The organism is Geobacillus sp. E263, assembly GCF_007197795.1.
In the GTDB taxonomy this organism is placed as follows: domain Bacteria; phylum Bacillota; class Bacilli; order Bacillales; family Anoxybacillaceae; genus Parageobacillus_B; species Parageobacillus_B toebii.
Genome location: NZ_CP041632.1, coordinates 231095 through 252898, shown reverse-complemented (window position 1 = coordinate 252898; position 21804 = coordinate 231095). Strand labels below are relative to the sequence as shown.

The window sequence follows — 21804 nt, the reverse complement described above, 5'->3', positions numbered from 1 at the left end:
GCGCATCGCTTTATGAAAATGTTCTTTTCCAAGCAAAACCTCAAAAAATCTACTCCACTTCTTCAACCAAAATCACTTTTTTGCGCTTGTAATGGTGTCGGTGATTACACTCATCATACTTCCCGGCTATGCTCCTACTATCTCAAGTACCGGAAACGCAATCGACTTCTCCCCTCACCCTGACTGTTATACTATTTTAGCAATTTCCCAACCTCATATACGATTCTATTAGAACAATGTTGTCTCTTTGCTTCTAAAGATAGAAAAAGACAGGATACTCCCACACCCTGCCTTTTCGTTCATTATTCAAAATAATTGCGAAGACCATTGGCAATCGCGCTTGTCACTTCCTGCTGGTAACGATCTGTCGCAATGATGCTCGCTTCTGTCGGATTGCTTAAATATCCGAGTTCCATTAATACAGATGGAAGCTCGTTTTCGCGAATCACGTAATAATCTCCGAAGCTCACCCCGCGAAACGGAATCGACGTCATGCGGGAAAACGGGTGTTCCAACGACAAGGCAAGCAAATAGTCGGAAAACATATCATAGTAATAGACGGTCATTCCTTTGGCATGTTGATTTTTTGCACTATCATAATGAATACTAATAAATGCATCCGCGTGATAGCGATACGCCGTTTGCACGCGCTCCGACAACGAAACATACCGGTCGCTCGAACGCGTCATCACCACGTTTGCCCCTTGTGCTTGCAGTTTCTCTTTGAGAAGCTGCGCTGTCCGCAATGTCAGCGTTTTTTCCATCATCCCGGTATGGCTAATGGCCCCGCTGTCTTTGCCGCCATGTCCAGCATCGATCACAATCGTTTTTCCTTTTAAGGTTTTGGACTCCGATTTGCCATCCGCACCAGCGGAAACGAGCCAGCCGGCAATATAACCAATGCCCCGTCCTGGAATCTCAATTTCATACCAATTGCCAATCTTCCCTAGCACGCGGTAACGCTCGCCATATCGCGCCGTTGCCTTAATGTTTCCATCCAGCGAAGGAGCCGAACGAATATTCACATCATTATACAATACCTTCACCCATTGCGAAGCCGTCGGAGAAACAGCGGCAATATACTCACTGGACACCCAGCCAATCTTTCCATTCTCTGTGGCAATTTGATACCATTGTCCTTGTTTGAACATAATTTGCACTTGTTGGCCGTATGTAACTTTTTCCACACGTTCTGCCTGCAGCGATGGTCTTGCCCTTACGTTCAATGAATCCGCCGTTACCCATCCTGTTTGCCTCATCGATGTTTTCTTATCATCATTCGAAGCAAGATAAGTGGAAGAAACCCAGCCAATAAACGAAGGAGTCACCACTTTCTCCCAATCGTTTTCCTTCTCTATCACCTCAACGGCTTGTCCTTGAGAAAGATAGCCAACGACCTTGCCGTTCAAGCTCGGGACGGTCCGTACTCGCAGTCTATCCTCTGTTGCCATCGCCTGTTTGCGGACATAGGCGATGTATTGTTGGGCGACCCATCCGGTCTGATTTTGCTTTATTTCTAACTGCACCCAGCCTGCCTTTTCACGAACGACTCGATACGTTTCCCCTTGATCGACCTTCATCACAACGTGATAAAGCGTTCCCGGCCCTTGCCGCACATTTACCTGCTTCGCCGTCACCACTGCCGTTTGTTTTGCCGCCATCGCCTGAGACGTCGGCAGCGCGGCGAGCAACACTGTCATGCATATAAAAAATACGAACGATCTCATCCGCAGCCTATTCAATCTATTATTCTCCCTTCTTATCAAATACCACTTCGCTTACTATATATTTCGAAGGGAGGATTGATTTTCCTTTCCGTTAATAAAGAAAAAATTAAAATCGAACTGTCTTTTCCCACGATATTACCGCATTCCGCTTCTTCGCTTTTAATAAAACAGGCCATCATGTCTGCCGTGATCGGCTTTCTTTTCCTTATAACAACACGGGAACGGCAAGCGCCATGCCGAAGCAAAGCGGCCGTTCCCAATTCTCCAGCTTTTACGCTGTCCGATGCTGCTTCAAGACGATGTTGTCCATCACAAAGCCGATGATTGCCCCGATGATGGCAGGAACCACCCAACCTAATCCCATCGAGAAAAATGGGGACCAAGATAATAACGGCTCTAACCATTGCGTATCCACACCAAACGCCTTCAAGCCATCATATACGCTGAACACCGAGGTAAACAACAAAGCCATTCCATACGTTTTCGTAGAACCTTTATACAAGCGATGGAAAAACGACATGACCACAAGCACAATGGCTAATGGATAAATCATCGTTAACGCCGGAGCGGAAATCGAAATCAGTTGATTTAATCCTAAATTAGAAACGACTAAACTAAACATCGTAATGATCGTCACATAAGTTTTATACGATATGTTTGGAGTTATTTTATGAAAATATTGCGCGCATGCCGTAGTTAGCCCAATGCAGGTCGTTAAACACGCTAAAGCGACAATGACGCCAAGCAATAGCTTTCCGCCGCTTCCAAATAAAAGCGCGGCCGCACTGGACAATAAATCCCCGCCATTGGCAAATGGACCGTTTACAGACATCTTCGCGCCGACCAACGCAGTCGCTATATAAACTAACGCCAAACCCACTCCAGCGATCAACCCTGCTTGAATAGTGGCTTTTATCATTGCCGATTGCTGATGCACGCCTCTATCTTTTAAAGCGTTCACCACGACAATCCCAAACGCAAGCGCCGCGATCGCATCCATCGTTAAATATCCTTCCATAAATCCTTTAAAAAACGGAGCGGAAGCATATTTTTCCGCCGGTTCTTGCAGCGGGTTTTGCAGCTGAATGATCCCTGCGATGCAAAGAACGGCAATCGAAAGAAGCAAAATCGGCGTCAATATTTCCCCGATGCGATCAACCAGCTTCGACGGATTTAAGCTTAACCAATAAACGATCACAAAAAAGATAATGGTAAATAAAAGCAGCGAGAACGCGCCGCTATTCCCGCTGAGAAACGGTTTTACTCCCATTTCATAAGTGACACCCGCTCCCCGCGGAATGCCGAAAAACGGACCGATCGCTAAATAAATGATAAGCGAAAAGCATAAACTAAACAGAGGATGAACATAATTTCCAATCGATTGAATCCCATCTTTGGCTAGCGCAATCGCGGCAACAGACAAAATAGGCAAACTTACCCCTGTAACGACAAACCCGATAATCGCCGGCCAAACCGCTTTCCCTGCTTCCATGCCAAGATACGGCGGAAAAATTAAGTTCCCTGCCCCGAAAAATAAGGCAAAAAGCATTAACCCCGTAAAGAAAATGTCTTTTTTCTTCATCTAAGATGCCCTCCCATATATGGTCTTTGTAATTTTTTAAAAATACAATCATTTTATCTCAGTTTACATCAAAATTTATTATTTTTGTATAATTGAAACTTTTTTAATATTACATTTTTTTCGCTATTTCGTCAACCAAAGCAATGGAGCTGATTATTAAAATTAGCCTCCTGCTAAACACCATTCAGCGGGAGGCTTTTCGGTTTACCATGCTTTTTCCACGCATTTGCAATCATCCCTTCCAACGAATATTCCGCTTTTCAGCCAACTCGTCATCCATTTTTTGCGATGAAGCAACAACGGGCATCGGTCGATGGATTCAATGCTGGCTTTGCGGCCGGTGGCTTTTTCACATGTTTCCATCACTTAATCCTAAACCGTTGCCAAGACGGTAAATGGCGATTTTTTTGTGCTGTTTTTTTGACAAGTAGCTGACGACCATAAACTGAATCAGATCAGTGTGTTCTTACCAAAGTACAAGTCGTTTTTTATGGTGTTGACAAAAATGAACATATGTAATATTATTCTTACATGTAAAATATTTATTACATATGTTATTAAATTTTTAACTATTAAATATGCCAAAATGAAAGGGGGATGCTGAGTACCGTAAAACTTTAAACGGGGTTATAGCAGTCGAGAAGATTGGATAAGACGCGGAATAAAAAGGGAGAGACATAGTGATGGTAAATAAAAATCCGAGCTTGTCTGGAGATGACTTGTCTGGTGATGAATTGCTTGCTGTATTGGAAGCTCTGTCGAACCCTCATCGCTTAAAAATTATTTCTATATTAGCAAAAGAGAGGCAGTATGTGAGCCAATTAGCAAGAGCCGTTCAGATGAGCCGGCCCTTGCTTTATATGCATTTGCAGAAATTAGAGGCAGCAGGGCTGGTAACGAGTGAGTTGGAGCTGTCAGAGGACGGCAAATCCATGAAATATTATGAATTAAAGCCTTTTGATATTCGTTTAACGAAAGAATTGATTGCAAAATCGATAAACACACTGACCATCAAGAAGAAAGGAGAATGAACATCATGCATACGGGTGTATTTTATAGTTTAACTGTATTGGTATTGACAACAATCATTATCATCTATTTGATCAAAACATGGCACGTCAAAATACAAGCAGGGAAAGAACAAGCTTATCAAAAAATGTCCGAAGAATTGCTTGCTTTACAACGAGACACCGTCGAACATCAAAAGCAAATTCTTCAAGAACTTCAAGATTTGAATAACCGAATGAAAAATGTTGAAAAAATCCTTCGAGAGGTAGAATAAAGGTAAATCAAAGTGTTTGAAAAATACCAAAAGGAGCGGAGCACCAAAGAAGATGCTCCGCTCCCCTTTTAGTCAACATTACCGCTTCCAGCGAATAATGCGATAAATTCTTCATCAATATCGGCAACGATAAATTCAATGTCTTTCACCGGTTCCAACACTTCTTTAAAGATGGCGGCGACTTTTGCTTTATCCAAATTTCCTACTCCTGTTCCCAATGCTGGAAGGGCTACCTTGTCAATTCCATGTTTTTGACAATAAGCGACTAAATTGTTTAAGCATGTTTTGACAATGTCATAAGAGGTCGCCCCGGCTGGTTCTTTCATCGTCACCAGATGAATAATGTTTTGAAACGGAAGTGTTCCCGCATGGGTGACATACAGGTCGCCTGGCATCGGATTTTGCTCCTGACAAACTTTAATCGCTTCTATTTCAATCTCTTTGCCGCCAGCTCTGCGAATCGCGGCTGCCACTCCTCCTCCCATCGGGCCGATTCCGTTTGCCGCATTGCAAATGTAGGAAACATCTTGAAGTTTCGTAATGTCTCCATGCACTGCTTTGATCATGACTATTCCCCTCCAATTCACTCCAATATTTTCTTTCTTCGAAAACAATCAAAGCAATTGATCCATTAGCTATTGAAGACTTGGCAGAGAACTCCTGTAAACGTGATTCTTTTGTCAGGAACGAGCTGCCATTGTTTGTGCAAAAACATGAAGAGGCGATCATATATGTTCTATATAAGACCTCTTGCATATCGCTACATAAATTTTTGGCAATAAACCATTTAATCGTCCAATGTTTTCTTAGCTAGTTCATTCAACTCTTCTCTACTAAGTTTCGTCACGGACATAATCATTTCGAGGTCTAACCCAGCACGAAGCATTTCCAATGCAACCTGTCGAACTCCTTCTTTCCGCCCTTCTTCCCGACCTTTCTTCAATCCTTCTGCTCTCCCTTTCTTTAATCCTTCCTCTAGTCCTGCGCGCCGCTCCCCAAGAAGATTGGAAAGCTGGTCGCGCAGCCATTTCAGCCGCATCTCATACGCATATCGGTTTTCCGGACTGACGCTTAACTTCTCCCATTCTTCTAACGCTTCGCGAATTTCTTGTTCATTCATCGCCCACTCCTCCAATTCATCGAAAAGCGTAGGCGGCTCGCTTATCCCCGAAACGCGCTGGAGGACCCGCGAGGAGGCTCAGACCAAACAAAGTTTGGCCTTGCGTGGGTTACTCAGAGAAGTTAACTCAATGTGTCGCCGCCACAGCGGGGCCGAAGCGTCGCGAGGGGATAGCCGCCGAAGCTAGACATTCATAAACAAATTCTTCATCCCACATTTTTTTCAAATGTCTACCACCGATAACATCATCAGCCATGGCACTTCTGCCGACTTTTTCATCTCCCGCCGATATTTCTTCCATTGTACCATAAACTGTGACAAATCAATCGCATGGAATTCAATATGAGCGCTCCAAAGGAAATGTTCCTCATCTTCACGCAAATGAAACACGGTATGAAAACGGTCTGTTTCATGAGGAAATAAAGGGTAGTTGAGGATCGTAACCATAATGGTAGGAGGAAGCTCAGAATACGCTTGTCCGGAGGAGAGCGACGCAGAAAACAGCCTCGCCCAATAATACAACACCCGCTCCGGCAAATCATGCTGGTGAACAACCTGAATTTCCACGTTAATCCGCTCGCCCCGGTCGGTAAACACGAGCACATCTAAGCGGCTCGTTTTTCCATCTTCCGTTTCTTTCGCAAGCTCCGTATTTTCATACTGCACATCGACAATGCGGTCGCGTCCGCTCCGATGCAAAATAGCGTTCAAAAAAGCAATCGTAATCCGCTTTCGGCTCGGATGGCCAAACAACTGTTTAAACATGAAATCCATTTTCAAATCGAGGTATTCTTTCATGACGAGGATCATCCTTTCGGGGAGAGTAATTGAGGAGAATAGAGGTCACATCTTCATTAAAATAGGCAAGGAAGGAAAAGTCAATAAGAATACTGAATTTTTTTACAAAAAAGGAGAGCGAACCACCTTCGCGGAAACGCTCTCCTTCTCTTTTATCCTGCTAATCTCCGGCAAATTTCGGGAAGATACTGTGTGTCTTTTTATAATGATCTGTCCTAACGTATACGACCGCTGTCGATAAGAAAATAAAGTTTTTCCGATGGCTGACAAGTGACAAGCATCCATAAAATCTCCCGTCAGCTTTCCGGCTCGGCAGACGCCTGCGGCTTTACTTTCCGCAAAAAGAAAATGCCAACGAGCACCATCACCAAAAGCGATCCCATCGCCAACCGATTGGCAATGTTTCCATACGAATGAAGAAGAAGGGTGATGCTTCCGTAAACCGCCGGACCGACGATGGCCGACACTTTTCCGGAAAAGGCGAACAGCCCGAAAAATTGCCCTTGCTTGTCTTTCGGCGAAAGTTCGACAATATACGTTCTCGAAGTGACCCACATCGCTCCTAAACTGACGCCGAACAAACTTCCGGCGATCCACAAGGAAAGCTTGGAATAAGCAAGCGCTCCTATCGCCAAGGCGATGCACATCATAATACCGACATACAAAACTGCTTTTTTTGCCCCTTTGTTTCTCGTAATATAGCCGAAAAGAAAGGAACCTATAATGCTAGAAACGGTGGAAACTAAATATAAAAGGATAAATTCCCCCGCCGTAAACCCGGCAATGGCTTTGGCATAAACGGACATGATGGCGATCGTCGTCGCCACGGCATCATTTAAAAAGAAATAAGCAATCATGAATGTAAAAATGCTTTGATACTTTTTCATTTCTTTCAACGTCGCATAAATATCCCGATAGCCCGCAAAAAATCCGGTCTTTCGTTTTAGCGCAACGGCTTCTTCTTTGACAAAGAAAAAAAGCGGTAAAGAAAAGAGGAGAAACAAAAGAGCACTTGGAATAAAAGCCCGGTAGTAATCCTTTTCGCCAACAAACGGATACACGGCAAGCCCGACAAGCGTTCCGACATATCCGACGGCAACACCAAAACCGGAGATAAGCGGAATTTCCTGTTTATTCCCCAAACTCGAAATCATGGAATCGTAAAAAACGAGGCTCGAATGGTAAAAAAATTTTGCTGCGACAAATAAAAGCACGGTGATGACAAAAGACACCGGCAATCCAAAAATGAAATTCCCATGATTCGAATATCCGGCAACGCCCATAAGCAAAGTCGCTACAACCGCAAGAACTGTAAATATCCCAAGCCATTTCTTTTTTCTCCCAGTCCGGTCAATCCATGTGCCGTATAAAGGAGAAAATAAAACTAAAAAGAAAGAGGCTAACGCATTCGCATACGAAATAAATGTACTGGCGATCTGGTTCAAGCTCTCGCTTTTTCCCACCGTTTCCGAAACATAAAGCGGGAAAAAAATCGTATTCACATTCGAAGAAAAAATCGTATTCGCAAAATCATACAACGCCCACGATAAAACCGGCAAAGAAACATACAGTTTCCATCCCGGACGCCTTTTTGTTTCATGCAAAGGCAAGGCATCTTCTATCTTCTTCACTGCGCTCTCCCCCATTCTTTCGGTTATAAAACGGTCGGCAAATCACTTACTCTACTATATAGGTTACTTTACATATTTGATGATTTTGTTTAGTTTACGTAAATAAATCTTTATCTTTTTTGACGAAAGAACGACTCTTTGGCTTCCAAAAAAATATGTTTTGAATTTTTATAATATACATAAAATTTTAACAAATTATGATACATTTGTGTATTATCATCGTTTCCCGCTAATGAATGGGGGAAAAATCATTGTAATCATGATGATATAAAGAACACTAAATAAGACACGGACCCTAATACCTAATGAACGTGATTAAAACCAAGCGTTGGCAAAATAGTATTTCAAGACATCCGAGCGTGGCAAATCAATCGTCTGTTCTTCTCCGGTCACTAAGATGATGTGTTTGTTCAATAACTTCGGATTGCAATGCACAGACACGCAAGCAATCATTCCAGAGAATATTTTCCCTTAATAAGGAAACAAATATTAATAAAAGTTTCTTTTATTTCTTTTTTTTCTTTAGTTTCTTTAATCATTCTGATATAATGGAGGTGAGGAAGGGGTGAATAAAAAATGACTACTCTTTTTCGAACAGCAGGAAATTCAAAAGTTGATGATGAGTATGAAAAAACATCAACACTAAGTGAAAACGCCAGACGTTATTTGGAGCTGGTAAGACTTTCACTTGAACTAGAAAAGCAAAAAGAGAAGATGTATCTAGCACTAAACGAACAAGAAAAAGAAGAAGTTCAGAACGTTCTTAGCCAAATAACGGAACCAACTATTCCAGAATATCTAACCGTTCGCGATGTCGCACTTCTTCTCGACGTCACACCGCAAATGGTTCGCCGATATTGCGCAGAAGGAAAAATTGATGCGTACCAACGCCTCGAAGGCAGTGGAAAATGGATCATTCCAACCGCACAGTTTCTCCATCATCCAAGCTGGCCAGCATTTCTCCGAAAAAGACAAAAGGTGAAAAATCAATCCATCAACATAGCGGAAAAGATGTTGGAATATTTAGGGGAAGAGGAGTAAAGAAGGAAAATATGGGGAACATAACAGAAACTTATGTAACAATTGGCCCAGCTTTATATGAAAACATACATCACGATCCAGTTTTTGTCGGTATGCTGCAAGATTTACATAACATGTTAGAATGATGACTCCCCCACCTACATTTTTCATTTTCGATCCATAGTGGACTGATTTTTTTCACACAAGATAATGAATATTCGTTCTTTTGTGTAGACAGAGGAAATCCCCTTAGCGACAGGCCCTCACCAAAAAACGGAGCCCCACAAGCTCCGTTTTTCAACACTTTTTCCCCATCATTTTCGAGCGATGAGTAAACACCTCGATTTCATCCAATACACCGCTGCCTAAGACGACACCGAGTACAATTAAAATAAATCCGATCATTTGTGTATGGGAAATAGATTCTCCGAGGAATAAATAAGCTCCCAGCAAAGAAAACAAAGGATTCAAATTAATGAAAATCGCCGATTCCACCGCACCAATATGTTGAATCGCTTGGTTGTAAAACATATGGCCGAGCGCAGTGGCAAATACAGCGGAAGCAAGGAAGATCATCCATAGGGATGGCGTACCGCCTGCCAAGCTGGATAAGCCGTTCGGTTCCATCCACAAACTAATGAAAAATAAAAGCAAAGACCCAAACAACAACATCCATCCTGTCATCACACGGGCATCGACCGTTGCTTTTTTAATCATATTTTGGGCGGTGACAGGCACCAAACCCTCTGGTAGCGGGGCTATGCGGCACCGAGACCCGCATTGCGCACATCGTTTCCTTCCCCTCGCTAAATCCTCATATTTGCTAAATACCGCCTTACTGCTACATACGACTTTAAAAAAATGACAGAGGGGCAATCGATGGCTCTCTGTTAAACATCACAATCACACCCTTATTTCAATTTTTCAATCTCTTCAATCGGCAGTTCGGTTAATTCGTGAATCGTTTGGATGTCGTACCCTTTTACCAACATCTTTTTCGCAATTTGTCGCTTTTCTTGTTGTAATCCTTTTTTTACACCCTCTTTTAATCCTTTTTGCTCATACGAAATTAACAATTCGAGCACTTGTTCTTTTTCTTTCGTTCCCATCTTGTTCACCTCGTTTCGTAATTGTTGTTCTTCTTCATCCGACAGTTGCACATATGTTTCGAAAAAGCCGATTAACAATCGTTGCTTTGCTTCGTCTAATTCCATGCGCACAAGCATGCGTAAAAATTGTTTTTTCAATTCAATTCGTTCACTTTCAGTATACCCCATTTTGCTTAACAGCGCAGCGGCGATCGGGTTGTCGTTGCGAATATAATGACGCCAGTTTTGTTTGCGCAGCTCGACGGTGAAAAAACGGAAGTGGAGTATGTTCCCAAATGGAAGTCGAAGCGTAAATGAAGATGGTTCGTCGCGGATGGTATCGTAGCTGAAGACGGCAATCGGAACGATGTTCGTGCGGTATTTTTCAAACAAGCGGCTGAAGTAAATAAACATACGCTCTGGAAACGATGGTTGAACGTAGCTTTGGTTTTCGATATGGACGATAATTAAACCGTCTTCCCCTTTTAGCTTCGTTTCCACTAACAAATCAACGCGATATTTTTCCCCAGCGGTCACGTCCGTGAACAGTTCTTCAGATAAAAATGATAAATGGTGAAAATCAATATGCTCGTGCACTTGCGGGAAAAAGAGAAGAATAAAGTCTTCAAAAAACGTTGTGATGAGCTCTTTAAACAAGCGGTCGTGATCGACGGCCATACATTTACCTCACCTCCAAAAATTTTACATACTTTTTCGACAAAACGAACCAAATTCCTGCTTGGGAATGAATTTTTTAAACAAAAGCAGAGAGCCAATCTATGACCCTCTGTTTCTACAAATCTCGACATATATCGGGGTGTGACAGGCACGCTGCACAATATAGACAACATCAGCATACGCGCCAATCACCTCGGACACTTTCCCCCACGACTGGCCGAGCGCCGCGCCGACGGAGATTAAAATCGTATTCCAAATGAGCGTCCCCAATACCGACAGCCAGACAAACAGCCAAAGATTCATCCTCGCCATGCCCGCGGGAATGGAAATCAAGCTGCGCACGAGCGGAATCATGCGGCCAAGAAACACCGCCCATACCCCGTAACGCTGAAACGTCCGATTCGCTTTATCAATATCTTCTGGCTTCACCCGCAGCCATCCGCCCCAGCGGTCAACGATCCGCTCAAGCCGCTCAACGGACAACAGCCGGCCGATCCCATACAGCACGATCGCCCCAACGATCGATCCCGCTGTCGCTGCCACAATGACGCCTGGCACCGTCAAAGACGTGTACGTCGTCATAAATCCGCCAAACGGCAAAATGACTTCCGACGGAATCGGCGGGAAAATATTTTCAAGCGCGATCATCAAAAAAATACCGATATATCCGAATTGCTCCATAAAATCAGTGATCCAAGCCTGCACGCGTTCTTCCTCCATTCACTCGCCCTTCGCTTATGTAGGATGTTTATGCAGCGTCAATGCAATCCTTTCCCTATCTTAACAGAAAACCGCCATTCCCCGCAAAACAAAAAGGCGCCCCGCTGTACTTTCGGGACACCTTTTTTCCACTTTTTTAAACCGCAGCTGGTTGGGACAGCACCTTTACAATCCGCTCAATCGCCCAGTCGAGCTCTTCTTTCGTAATAATGAGCGGCGGCGCAAAACGGATGACCGTTTCATGCGTCTCCTTGCAAAGCAGCCCTTGTTCTTTCAGCGCTTCGCAATACGGACGCGCCGGCACATGCAGCTCGACGCCGATAAACAAGCCGCGACCGCGGATTTCTTTAATGTCCTTGTTTTCGATTTGCTTTAACTTTGCCAAAAAATATTCGCCAAGCTCAAGCGACCGCTCCGCCAGCCGCTCTTCTTCGATCACCTCAAGCGCGGCGATCGACACCGCGCAAGCGAGCGGATTGCCGCCAAACGTCGACCCGTGCGAGCCCGGTTCAAACACCGACAAAATGTCGCGGTTGGCGACGACGCACGAAATCGGGAACACCCCGCCGCCCAATGCTTTCCCTAAAATATACATATCAGGCACAACATTTTCCCAGTCGCAAGCAAACAACTTCCCCGTCCGTCCTAGCCCGGTTTGGATTTCATCGGCGATGAACAACACGTTGTGTTCTTTGCACACGTCATAGGCCGCTTTTAAAAAGCCTTGCGGCGGGATGCGGATGCCGGCTTCCCCTTGGATTGGTTCGACAAGAAACGCCGCCGTATTTGGGGTCATCGCTGCCTTGAGTGCTTCGATATCCCCGTACGGGATGATTTTCACCCCGGGCAAAAGCGGACCAAAACCGCGTTTATAAGCCGGTTCGGACGACAACGACACCGCGGCGAGCGTCCGGCCATGGAAATTGCCTTCACAAACGATGATTTCCGCCTGATTGTCAGGGACGCCTTTCACGTCATACGCCCAGCGGCGCGCCGCCTTGAGCGCCGTTTCTACCGCCTCGGCGCCGGTGTTCATCGGCAGCACCATCTCTTTTTTCGTCAGCCGGCACACTTTTTCGTACCATGGGCCGAGTTGGTCGTTATGGAAGGCGCGCGATGTGAGCGTGACGCGGTCAGCTTGCCGCTTCAACGCCTCCACAATTTTCGGATGACGATGTCCTTGGTTGACGGCCGAATAGGCGCTTAACATGTCCATATAGCGATTGCCCTCCGGGTCTTTCACCCATACCCCTTCCGCTTCGGAAACGACAATCGGCAATGGATGATAATTTCGCGCTCCGTATCGCTCCGTCTGTTCAATGAGCTGTTCGGACTTCGTAGCCATCATCAACCGCTCCTTTCCTTATCTGCGTTTCTTCGCTATAAAAGGGCGGACGCCGCCGCCCTTTTTTGGTTTAAAACATTTCCGACACCGTTTTCGCTTGCATATGGAGGATCAAATAGTCCGGGCCGCCCGCTTTCGAGTCAGTGCCTGACATGTTGAAGCCGCCAAACGGCTGATACCCGACGATCGCCCCTGTGCAGCCGCGGTTGAAGTACAAGTTGCCGACATGGAACTCGTGCCGCGCTTTTTCAAGATTCGCCCGATTGCGCGAGATGACGGCGCCCGTCAAGCCGTATTCCGTGTTGTTCGCGATCTCAAGCGCATGATCGAAATCGCGCGCTTTCGCAAACGCCACGACCGGTCCGAAAATTTCCTCCTGCATGATGCGCGCGTTCGGGTCGACATCCGCAAACACGGTCGGCTGGATGAAGAACCCTTTCGAGTCGTCTCCTTCCCCGCCGGTCATGAGACGACCTTCCTGCTTGCCGATTTCGATATACTCCATAATTTTGTTGTACGCCCCTTGGTCGATGACAGGCCCCATAAACGTCGCTTGCTCCGCCGGATCGCCGACGTTGAGCTGCTTCGTCAGCTCGACAACGCGATTCAACACTTGGTCATACACATCTTCGACGATGATCGCGCGCGAGCACGCCGAACATTTTTGCCCAGAGTAGCCAAACGCCGACGCGACAATCGATTGCGCCGCCAGTTCGAGGTCCGCTTCTTTATCGACAATGATGCCGTCTTTGCCGCCCATTTCCGCGATGACGCGCTTTAGCCAAATTTGCCCCGGATGCACTTTCGCCGCCCGCTCATAAATGCGGATGCCGACATCCCGCGATCCGGTGAAGCTGATAAATCGTGTGCGCGGATGGTCGACGAGATAATCTCCGACTTCAGCCCCGCTGCCCGGGATATAGTTCAATACACCAGCCGGAAGCCCCGCTTCTTCCAACACTTCCACAAATTTATACGCCACCACCGGCGTTGCGCTCGCCGGTTTCAGCAGCACCGTATTGCCCGTCACAAGCGAAGCGACCGTTGTCCCCGCCATAATAGCAAACGGGAAGTTCCACGGTGAAATGACGACGCCGACGCCAAGCGGGATATAGAAAAAGCGGTTCGTTTCCCCCGGACGGCTTTCGACCGGAATGCCGTCTTTCAACTTCAACATTTGCCGGCCGTAATATTCCATAAAGTCAATCGCTTCCGCGGTATCGGCGTCCGCTTCGCGCCACGGTTTGCCTGCTTCTTTCACCAGCCAAGCGGAAAACTCGTGCTTGCGCCGGCGCACGATCGCCGCCGCCCGGAACAAAATATCGGCCCGCGCTTCCGGGCTCGTCCGGCTCCAAGTGCGAAACGCCTCATCAGCGGTTTTCATCGCCCGCTCCGCCAGCTCTTTGTTCGCTTTCGCCACCCGGCCGACCACTTCCGTTTTGTTCGCCGGATTGATCGAAATGATTTTGTCTTCCGTCATCACCCGCTCGCCGCCGATCACAAGCGGATAATCGCGCCCAAGCTCCGATTCCACTTTTTTGAGCGCCGCTAAAAACGCCTCACGGTTTGCTTCTACGGTAAAGTCGGTGAGCGGTTCGTGTCTGTACGGCTGCACCATTTGGTCATCCTCCCTCTAGAAATGTTGATGTATCAAGGCTTTTCGGCCTCTCAGGGGTGTCCAAAAAATATTTTTCGACAAAATCCCTTACATCCTTTTTCAGTTTTGTGGATATCTTACAGACCTAGGGTGCGCTTCGCGGCCACGGCTGGTTATATTTTCCTTCCGTGGGGGGAAGCGTATTCGATGCACCCTTTGGATCTCCGCGTCGCTGATGAGGACGAACCCTCCCATGTCTCCGGGCGTCTTCGCGCCAACATTCCCTCGTTCGGTCTCGTCATCAGGCGGAGGCCGGCCAAGCTCCTTTGGGGACTCAAGGTCGAATGGATAAAATCACGCCAGCTTCTCCGGTGTCATCCTGTTGTCCAACGATTCTTCCGTTCGCAGGGGGAGGCCTTAGGCCGCCCGTTGCACCTGGGACAAGACGTCCTGTTTCATTCGCTCCGCGTCAAAGGCTTGTTTCTTCGTACAAATCGCAAACAGCACATTCAACAGCTTCCGGCACAAGGCGACGATGGATTGCTTTCCGGTCAGCGGGTTGACGGATCGGGTCGTGTAATATTCATGCAGCTCGCGAAACGCCTCGTTGTGCCGGATCAGCGGAATCATCGCCCGAAACAGCACCGAGCGCAGCCGTTTCCGTCCCCGTTTGGAGATGTGCTTTTGCCCTTTGCGCTGGCCGGAGGAGTTCTCCTTGAGCGTCAGGCCCGCCAACTTCACCAATTGGCGCGGGTCCCGATAATGGGCGAAGCTGCCGATCTCCGCCAACAGATCGATAATCGTGGCGTCTCCCAACCCGTCGACCGTTTTCAGCCATTGATACTCCATCGTCGTTTGAACCAATGCCTTTAACTCGGCGTCCAACGCGGCGATCTCAGCCTCCAATTGGCGGTATCGGCGGACGAGCGCGGCGATCTCAAACCGGGCCATCGTCGTCCCTTCCGTCACCCCAATCGAGTCCTTCGCGGCGTCGATCAACGCCTGAATTTTGGCCTTCTGCGGGCATTTCAGCCCTTCGCTTTGCCGGTACACCTCAAGAAGCTCCTCCACCGCCCGGCCGGCCATATCGGCTGGAAGCGGCGTCCACTCCAGCACCGAAAGCGCCGTTTTCCCCAGGTCGCGAAACACCGTCCAAAACTCCGGAAAATATCGGTCGGTCCAGCGGACGATCGCGTTTTTCACCGCCGTCTGTTCCTTGCGGAGCTTCTCTTTGAGCGTGCTCCCGACGCGCAAATCGGCTTCGATCTCGTGCAGCAGCCGGGGGACGAGGAATCGTCCGTCTTTCGCCAGTCTGGCGATGACCAGGGCGTCTTTGGCGTCGTGTTTCGTCGGCAGGTTGTCATCGAGTTCTTTCGACCGGCACACATGCGCCGGGTTGACCATGACCAACGGGATCCCGTGCTCCTCGAGGAAGTAGGCCAGGTTCAACCAGTAGTGCCCGGTCGGCTCCACCGCGACGATCACCTCTGACTTCCCAAACGCTTGCATCGCCTCCTGAATCGCTTTATACAGCTGCTGAAACCCCTCTTTCGACTGGAAGATCGGGAACGACTTGCGAAGCACGCGCCCCCGGTCATCCACGAAGCAGGCGTAGTGGGTTCGTTTCGCGATATCGATGCCCACGACAAGCGTTTGTTCCGTAACTTGATCAATTTTATAGTTTTGTGTACAATTCATCTGAAGTCCTCCTTGGCATGATGGTAGGTATTGTTTGACACCCCTGCATCATACCAAGAGGGCTTTTTTTGATCAAGTCCCCGGAAAAGCTCCTAACGGGAATGCTCCTTTTAAAGGCAAAAAAATTTTTCGTTATAAAACGGTTTCATAGTTATATTATGCAAATGATTATGGCTTTTTTCAATTGTTTTTACTTGGCGGCCTTGAGCTCCCCTTCTTCTGCGGCTAGGGGCTGAACCCGTTTTTTCGCCACAAGGTGGTAGTACCCGTAGCAAGCGAGCAAAAACGGAATGCCGCAGTAAAGCGCGATCCGTTGATCTGGGATAAAGGCCAGTCCGATGATCGTCGCCATATTCAACGCAAACGCGGCCAGCGGCACGAACGGATACAACGGCGTCCTGTATTTCAGATCGCGCACATCGCCGCCTTCGCGCAAAAACGCTTTCCGGCCGAAATAGCTTGACAGCGCGATGGAAGCCCACACCGTGACGGCGCCAAATCCGGCGATCGCCGTCAGCCAGACGTACACCGTATCTTCCGCATACACGCTGCACAACAGAGACAAGCAGCCGATGGCAATGCTGGCAATAAGCGCATTGATGGGCACGCCGCGTTTCGATAGCTTGCTGAAAAACGGAGTGACCATGCCTTGGCGCGACATCGACCAGAGGACGCGCGATGTCGCATATAAGCCCGAGTTGGCCACCGACAGCACCGCGGTAATGATGACAAAATTCATGATATCGGCTGCATACGGAATGCCAATGTTGTCAAACACCTCAACAAACGGGCTTTCCACAACGCCGGCTTTCTCCCACGGAAACAAGCCAGCCAGCACAAAAATGGCCAAAATGAAGAAAATTAAAATGCGCCATATGGTGTTGCGCAGCGCAACCGGCACCGTTTTTTCCGGCTCGCGGCTTTCCCCCGCCGCCACGCCGACCAATTCCGTCCCTTGGAACGAAAAGTTCACGAGGATCATCGTCGTAAAGATGGCCCCAAACCCGTTTGGAAACAATCCGCCATGATCAGTAAAATTCGAGAAAAACGGAGCGGGCTGTCCATTTTTCATCTGAATGACGCCAAACATGGCCGCCAGACCGAGAACAATAAAGGCGATGACCGTCAACACCTTAATGCTCGAAAACCAAAACTCCACCTCGCCAAATCCTTTGACAGACAACGCATTGATCAAAAACAAGAGCAAAGCAAAGACGGCGCAAAACACCCACGTCGGTACATCGGGAAACCACCGCTTCATGAGGATGCTGACGGTGAGAAGCTCGATGCCGACTGTCACCGACCAGTTCAGCCATGACAGCCAGCCGATGCAATACCCTACCGCCGGCGAGATGAATTTTGTCGCATACGTCTGATACGACCCGGCATCAGGAATGCGGACGGCCAATTCTCCCAACGAAAGCATGGTCAAATACATGACCAATCCGCCAAAAAGATACGCAACGACAGCCCCGCCTGGCCCCGCCTCATGAATCGTATAACCCGATCCTAAAAACAAACCGGTGCCGATCACCCCACCTAGCGCGATCATAAATAAATGCCTGCTTTTTAGCTCTCGTTTCAGTTCTTGCGCGGGTTGCATCCGAAAACTCTCCCCTCTCTATGATCGATTTCGCAACCGCTTACATTTTGAGAAAGGGAACAGAACCTCTCTTACTGCAAATCTATTTGTCAATTTATAATAAACTATAACTTTTGTCTATTTTCAATATATTTAGCAAAAATTTTTTTCACATCTTTCTTTCCCTTCCTGTCTCCCGTCCACCTTATGCTATAATACAAAAAAGAGAGGTGCTGATCGTGAACCGGGATATGGAAACGCTTTTATCAATGTATGAGCAAATTCTCGAAATGATCGACCTTGGCGTCCATGCGGTCGATCAACATGGGAAAACCATCATTTACAACCGGAAAATGCGGGACATCGAGGGTATGAACATCGAGGACGTGCTCGATAAAAACATTTTGGACGTCTTCCGCTTCAACCCGGAGCAGCCGAGCACGCTGCTAGAAGCGCTGCGCACCGGCAAGAGCATTCTGAATCAACAGCAAACGTATTTCAATAACAAAGGGCAAGCCGTGACAACGGTCAATCAAACACACCCGCTGCAAAAAGACGGGCGCATCATCGGCGCCGTGGAAATCGCCAAAGACATCACGAAGTTCCGCAAACTGATCCAAGAACACCACCAACGCAAGGAAGCCAGCCGCACGTTTGCCGATATCATCAGCCAAAGCGAAGCGATGCAAAAGGCCATCCGCCTTGCGCGTCATGCCGCCCGCTCGGAAGCGCCTGTGCTGCTCATTGGGGAGAAAGGGACAGGAAAAGACTTGCTCGCTTCCTGCATTCACCACGAAAGCGAACGGCGAGCTAAGCCGTTTTTTTGCGCAAACGTGTTTGTCGCTTCCGGATGATTGGATGGAAACGATGCTGTTTGGCAGCGAAGAAGACGGCGAGATCCAGCCCGGCTTGTTTGAACAAGCGGACGGCGGCACCGTCCTGCTTGACGATATTGACTCGTTAAGCCTGCCGCTTCAACAAAAACTCGCCCGTTTTCTGCAAGAAAAACAGTTTGTCCGCGCCCATGGCCAAGAACCGGTTCATGCAGATGTTCGCCTCATCGCCTCGACAAGCGGCGACCCGATCGATGCCGTCCAAGCAGGGGAATTGCTCAAATCGCTTTACTACCAAATTGCCGTCCACTGCATCGTCCTGCCGCCGTTGCGCGAACGGAAAGAGGACATTTTGCCGCTCGCTATCCATTTCATCCGTCAAGGCAACGAGCGCTATGGCCTACATGTCGAAGGACTCGGCGATGACGTGCAAGAGGCGTTTCTTGCTTACAGCTGGCCCGGCAACGTGCGCGAGCTTGAGGCCGTCATTTTGGAAACGATGGCGACGATGGAACAAGAACAAACCATCACCCTCGCCCATCTGCCTGCCCCTTTTCGAGCCAAGCTGGCGCCCGACGAAACGAAAACGGACTTTTTATTTGATACGGAAGACATTTTGCCTCTTGACAAATACATGGAAGAAGTCGAAATTTACTACATCCGCAAGGCGCTGCAGCATCACGGCTTCAACATCACCAAAACGGCCAAAGCGCTTGGTTTGAGCCGACAAAACTTGCAATACCGCATCCGCAAGTACCAGATTGATAAGGAATGGGGATGAAAAGGCGAAAAGCCTCAGCCAGCGGGACGGCAAAAAGGACAGGGGAGGTCGCTGTGGATGATCGACGCTCATATTCATCTCGACCAGTACACGGACATCGATGAACAAATCAACCGTTGGCAAGAAGCGGGCATCATCGGCGTCGTCGCCGTATCCACCGATTTGCGCTCCAGCTGCCGAACGCTCGAGTTGAAACAGCGATTCCCTTCCTTCGTCTACGCCGCCATCGGTTTCCATCCCGAGCAACCGCTGCCAAGCGAAGCCGATTGGAACGAATGGACAGGGCTTGTCAAGCAAGAGCGGCCGCTGCTCGCCGCCATCGGCGAAGTCGGGCTGCCATACTATTCAGCGGAAGCATGCGCCAAGCTGCCCGCGTATCAAGAACGATTAACCGAAATCGCGGCCATCGCCGCGGATGCTTCCTTGCCGCTCGCCCTTCACGCCGTCTACGACCGCGCCGAAACCGCCTTGGCCATCTTGCAGCAAGCTGGCGTCCGACAAGCCCATTTCCACTGGCTGAAGGCCGAGCCTGCCGTGGTCAAACAAATCGTCCAATGCGGCTACTACATCTCCGTCACACCGGAAGTGTGCTACCGCGAGCGCGACAAGCAGCTGTTATCCCTCGTTCCCATCGAGCAGCTGCTCCTTGAAACCGATGGCCCATGGCCGTTTGCAGGCCCGTTTGCCGGAAAACTGACGACGCCGTTATGGCTATTGGACTCCGCACGAGCCGTGGCGGCACACTATGGCCGAGATATCGAACAAGTCAAAACCATGATCACGGCGAACACAAAACGGCTTTACGGTTGATCTTCCTTATGATACGATGAAACCAAATCTACATCGAAATGAGGGAAACATGATGGATCATAATGAGCGGGTACGCCAACAGCTGATCAAAAGCGTTTCCGGGCTGTCGGACGAACAGCTGAACACCCGAGTGGCGGACGGAAGTTGGACGATCGCCCAAGTGCTCGAACACCTGTACTTAATCGAAACATCGATCGCAGCCATGATCGCCCATACATTAAAGCATGGCGAGAGCCAACCGGTCGAGGAGAAACCGATCCACTTGACCGTTGACCGTTCCAAAAAAGTGGAGGCGCCTGATTTCGCCCGCCCGAGCGACCGCTTTTTCACTCGACACGAACTGGAAGAAAAATTGCATCAATCGCGGCAGCGGTTGCGCCAAATCACGGAGCAAGCCAATCCGGCTGACTTGGAAGCCAAATCGTTCCCGCATCCAATTTTTGGGCCACTGAATTTGAAGCAATGGGTGGAATTTGTCGGCTACCATGAACAGCGCCACCTCGCGCAAATGGAAGAAATCAAGGCACAGCTTCCGTGAGGAGCGGGCGGCTCATCAAGGAAAAAGCCGAGCAACGACCAGCCAAATCCCCACCCTGCTCGGCTTACAACGATTTTCCATCTTCATGTGAACGCTCCACTGCCCCTGTCACAGCCATTGTTTTCACTTGCTTTAACATCGCCACGATGAGAAAACTGACAATAACAAACAAACACCACGAACTCACCTTCCCAAGATGAACAAGGCTCCACGCCTTCACCTGGTTTGGATATTGCCAAGCGCCAAAAAAGGTGGCGATGTTTTCCGCGATCCAGATGAAAAACCCGATCAGCAAAAAGGACAAAACAAGCGGCATCCGGTAGCGGACTCCCCCGACCTCATACGTCACCCATGACCGCCAAAAGACAACCATGACGAGGCTTGAGAGCCACCAACGAACGTCCACCCAATAATGGTGGGTGAAAAAATTCAAGTAAATCGCCGAAGCGAGAGGAACGACCATCCAAAACGGCGGCCATTGCACCAACTCCACCTTCAGCCTTCGCCACGCCTGACAAAGATAGCTGGCGACGCTCGCATACATAAACCCGCTGTACAAGGGCACGCCAAAGATTTTCGTATACCCCTCTTCCGGATACGACCACGAACCCATGCGCACTTTAAACAGCTCGAGCGCAAGTCCAATGACGTGGAACAAGGTGATCACTTTGAGTTCATCCCGCGTTTCCATCCCTGACCGCACCATCCACCATTGCATGAGAAGGCAAATAACAAGCAGCCAATCATACCGCGGCAATAGCGGAAGCGGCGCGATCTTCGTCAGCGCCAATGAGGCAAAAATAACAACCGGAAACACGCAAGACAACGCCTGCGCCCAACCGAAGCGAACAAGCTGCACAAACGCTTTGATCAGCCGCGACTTTCTGCAAAACTGGCGCACCCGGACGATCATGAGGCAAAGCGGTGGGTATTCGTTCACCGCTGCCTCGTGTTTCTCCCCTTTCAAGCCGTCC

General features: G+C 48.4%; 18 protein-coding genes and 2 pseudogenes. 6 read left to right on the top strand and 14 right to left on the bottom strand.

The window, feature by feature from the left end:
* Positions 1-302: 302 nt before the first annotated feature.
* The 3 genes from FNL97_RS01265 to FNL97_RS17845 form a co-directional block, all read right to left on the bottom strand.
* A complete protein-coding gene (locus FNL97_RS01265; protein ID WP_502707819.1) occupies positions 303-1727 on the bottom strand; it encodes an N-acetylmuramoyl-L-alanine amidase family protein in 1425 nt (474 codons plus the stop codon).
* A gap of 271 nt (positions 1728-1998) precedes the next feature.
* On the bottom strand, positions 1999-3309 hold the full coding sequence (gene brnQ / locus FNL97_RS01260; protein ID WP_062677109.1) for a branched-chain amino acid transport system II carrier protein: 1311 nt from the start codon (positions 3307-3309) through the stop codon (positions 1999-2001).
* A 204-nt stretch (positions 3310-3513) separates the two neighbouring features.
* Positions 3514-3672 (bottom strand): hypothetical protein, encoded by a 159-nt coding sequence (locus FNL97_RS17845; RefSeq protein ID WP_172713560.1) that lies wholly within the window; start codon positions 3670-3672, stop codon positions 3514-3516.
* 320 nt (positions 3673-3992) lie between these two features.
* On the opposite strand from FNL97_RS17845, the gene FNL97_RS01255 reads away from it, so the two are divergent.
* Both FNL97_RS01255 and FNL97_RS01250 read left to right on the top strand, forming a co-directional pair.
* The gene (locus FNL97_RS01255; protein WP_015865225.1) at positions 3993-4340 is read left to right on the top strand and encodes an ArsR/SmtB family transcription factor; all 348 of its coding nucleotides are present in this window, start codon (positions 3993-3995) and stop codon (positions 4338-4340) included.
* Entirely contained in the window at positions 4337-4591 is a 255-nt protein-coding gene (locus tag FNL97_RS01250; RefSeq protein ID WP_143414856.1) for a hypothetical protein, read from the top strand. Before FNL97_RS01255 ends, FNL97_RS01250 begins: the two co-directional genes overlap by 4 nt.
* A gap of 68 nt (positions 4592-4659) precedes the next feature.
* Here the strand turns inward: FNL97_RS01250 and FNL97_RS01245 are convergent, their stop codons facing one another.
* The 3 genes and pseudogenes from FNL97_RS01245 to FNL97_RS01230 all read right to left on the bottom strand — a co-directional run bounded on the left by FNL97_RS01245 (position 4660) and on the right by FNL97_RS01230 (position 8155).
* On the bottom strand, positions 4660-5157 hold the full coding sequence (locus FNL97_RS01245) for a macro domain-containing protein (RefSeq protein WP_143414855.1): 498 nt from the start codon (positions 5155-5157) through the stop codon (positions 4660-4662).
* Positions 5158-5378: 221 nt separating this feature from the next.
* Positions 5379-6521 (bottom strand): annotated as a pseudogene (locus FNL97_RS18795) (Rpn family recombination-promoting nuclease/putative transposase).
* Between the two features lie 284 nt (positions 6522-6805).
* Complete coding sequence (locus FNL97_RS01230; protein ID WP_502707775.1) at positions 6806-8155, bottom strand: MFS transporter; 1350 nt, start codon at positions 8153-8155, stop codon at positions 6806-6808.
* A 561-nt stretch (positions 8156-8716) separates the two neighbouring features.
* Between FNL97_RS01230 and FNL97_RS01225 the strand changes: the two genes are divergently transcribed.
* A complete protein-coding gene (locus FNL97_RS01225; RefSeq protein ID WP_143414853.1) occupies positions 8717-9181 on the top strand; it encodes a helix-turn-helix domain-containing protein in 465 nt (154 codons plus the stop codon).
* A 276-nt stretch (positions 9182-9457) separates the two neighbouring features.
* On the opposite strand, the gene FNL97_RS01215 is transcribed toward FNL97_RS01225, so the two are convergent.
* From FNL97_RS01215 to FNL97_RS01180, 7 genes are all read right to left on the bottom strand, one after another.
* The gene (locus FNL97_RS01215) at positions 9458-9922 is read right to left on the bottom strand and encodes a DMT family transporter (RefSeq protein ID WP_286170465.1); all 465 of its coding nucleotides are present in this window, start codon (positions 9920-9922) and stop codon (positions 9458-9460) included.
* A gap of 149 nt (positions 9923-10071) precedes the next feature.
* The gene (locus FNL97_RS01210; RefSeq protein ID WP_143414852.1) at positions 10072-10926 is read right to left on the bottom strand and encodes an Rpn family recombination-promoting nuclease/putative transposase; all 855 of its coding nucleotides are present in this window, start codon (positions 10924-10926) and stop codon (positions 10072-10074) included.
* A gap of 99 nt (positions 10927-11025) precedes the next feature.
* Positions 11026-11631, bottom strand: a complete 606-nt coding sequence (locus FNL97_RS01205; RefSeq protein ID WP_143416267.1) for a DedA family protein — start codon at positions 11629-11631, stop codon at positions 11026-11028.
* 151 nt (positions 11632-11782) lie between these two features.
* Positions 11783-12991 carry an ornithine--oxo-acid transaminase gene (locus FNL97_RS01200; protein ID WP_143416266.1) on the bottom strand — a complete coding sequence of 403 codons (1209 nt, stop codon included), beginning with the start codon at positions 12989-12991 and terminating at the stop codon, positions 11783-11785.
* Between the two features lie 70 nt (positions 12992-13061).
* Positions 13062-14609 (bottom strand): L-glutamate gamma-semialdehyde dehydrogenase, encoded by a 1548-nt coding sequence (pruA, locus tag FNL97_RS01195; RefSeq protein WP_097354057.1) that lies wholly within the window; start codon positions 14607-14609, stop codon positions 13062-13064.
* A 396-nt stretch (positions 14610-15005) separates the two neighbouring features.
* Positions 15006-16286: an IS110 family RNA-guided transposase gene (locus tag FNL97_RS01185; RefSeq protein ID WP_143414851.1), complete on the bottom strand. Its 1281-nt coding sequence runs from the start codon at positions 16284-16286 to the stop codon at positions 15006-15008.
* 190 nt (positions 16287-16476) lie between these two features.
* On the bottom strand, positions 16477-17889 hold the full coding sequence (locus FNL97_RS01180; protein WP_097354056.1) for an amino acid permease: 1413 nt from the start codon (positions 17887-17889) through the stop codon (positions 16477-16479).
* A gap of 218 nt (positions 17890-18107) precedes the next feature.
* On the opposite strand from FNL97_RS01180, the pseudogene FNL97_RS18650 reads away from it, so the two are divergent.
* The 3 genes and pseudogenes from FNL97_RS18650 to FNL97_RS01165 all read left to right on the top strand — a co-directional run bounded on the left by FNL97_RS18650 (position 18108) and on the right by FNL97_RS01165 (position 20830).
* Positions 18108-19482 (top strand): annotated as a pseudogene (locus FNL97_RS18650) (sigma-54 interaction domain-containing protein).
* 57 nt (positions 19483-19539) lie between these two features.
* Positions 19540-20292, top strand: coding sequence for a TatD family hydrolase (locus tag FNL97_RS01170; RefSeq protein WP_097354054.1), 753 nt, complete (start codon positions 19540-19542; stop codon positions 20290-20292).
* 49 nt (positions 20293-20341) lie between these two features.
* Complete coding sequence (locus FNL97_RS01165; protein ID WP_097354053.1) at positions 20342-20830, top strand: DinB family protein; 489 nt, start codon at positions 20342-20344, stop codon at positions 20828-20830.
* Positions 20831-20894: 64 nt separating this feature from the next.
* Here FNL97_RS01165 and FNL97_RS01160 read toward each other — a convergent pair whose 3' ends face one another.
* Positions 20895-21797, bottom strand: coding sequence for a DUF817 domain-containing protein (locus FNL97_RS01160; protein WP_205729480.1), 903 nt, complete (start codon positions 21795-21797; stop codon positions 20895-20897).
* Between the last annotated feature and the right edge of the window lie 7 nt (positions 21798-21804).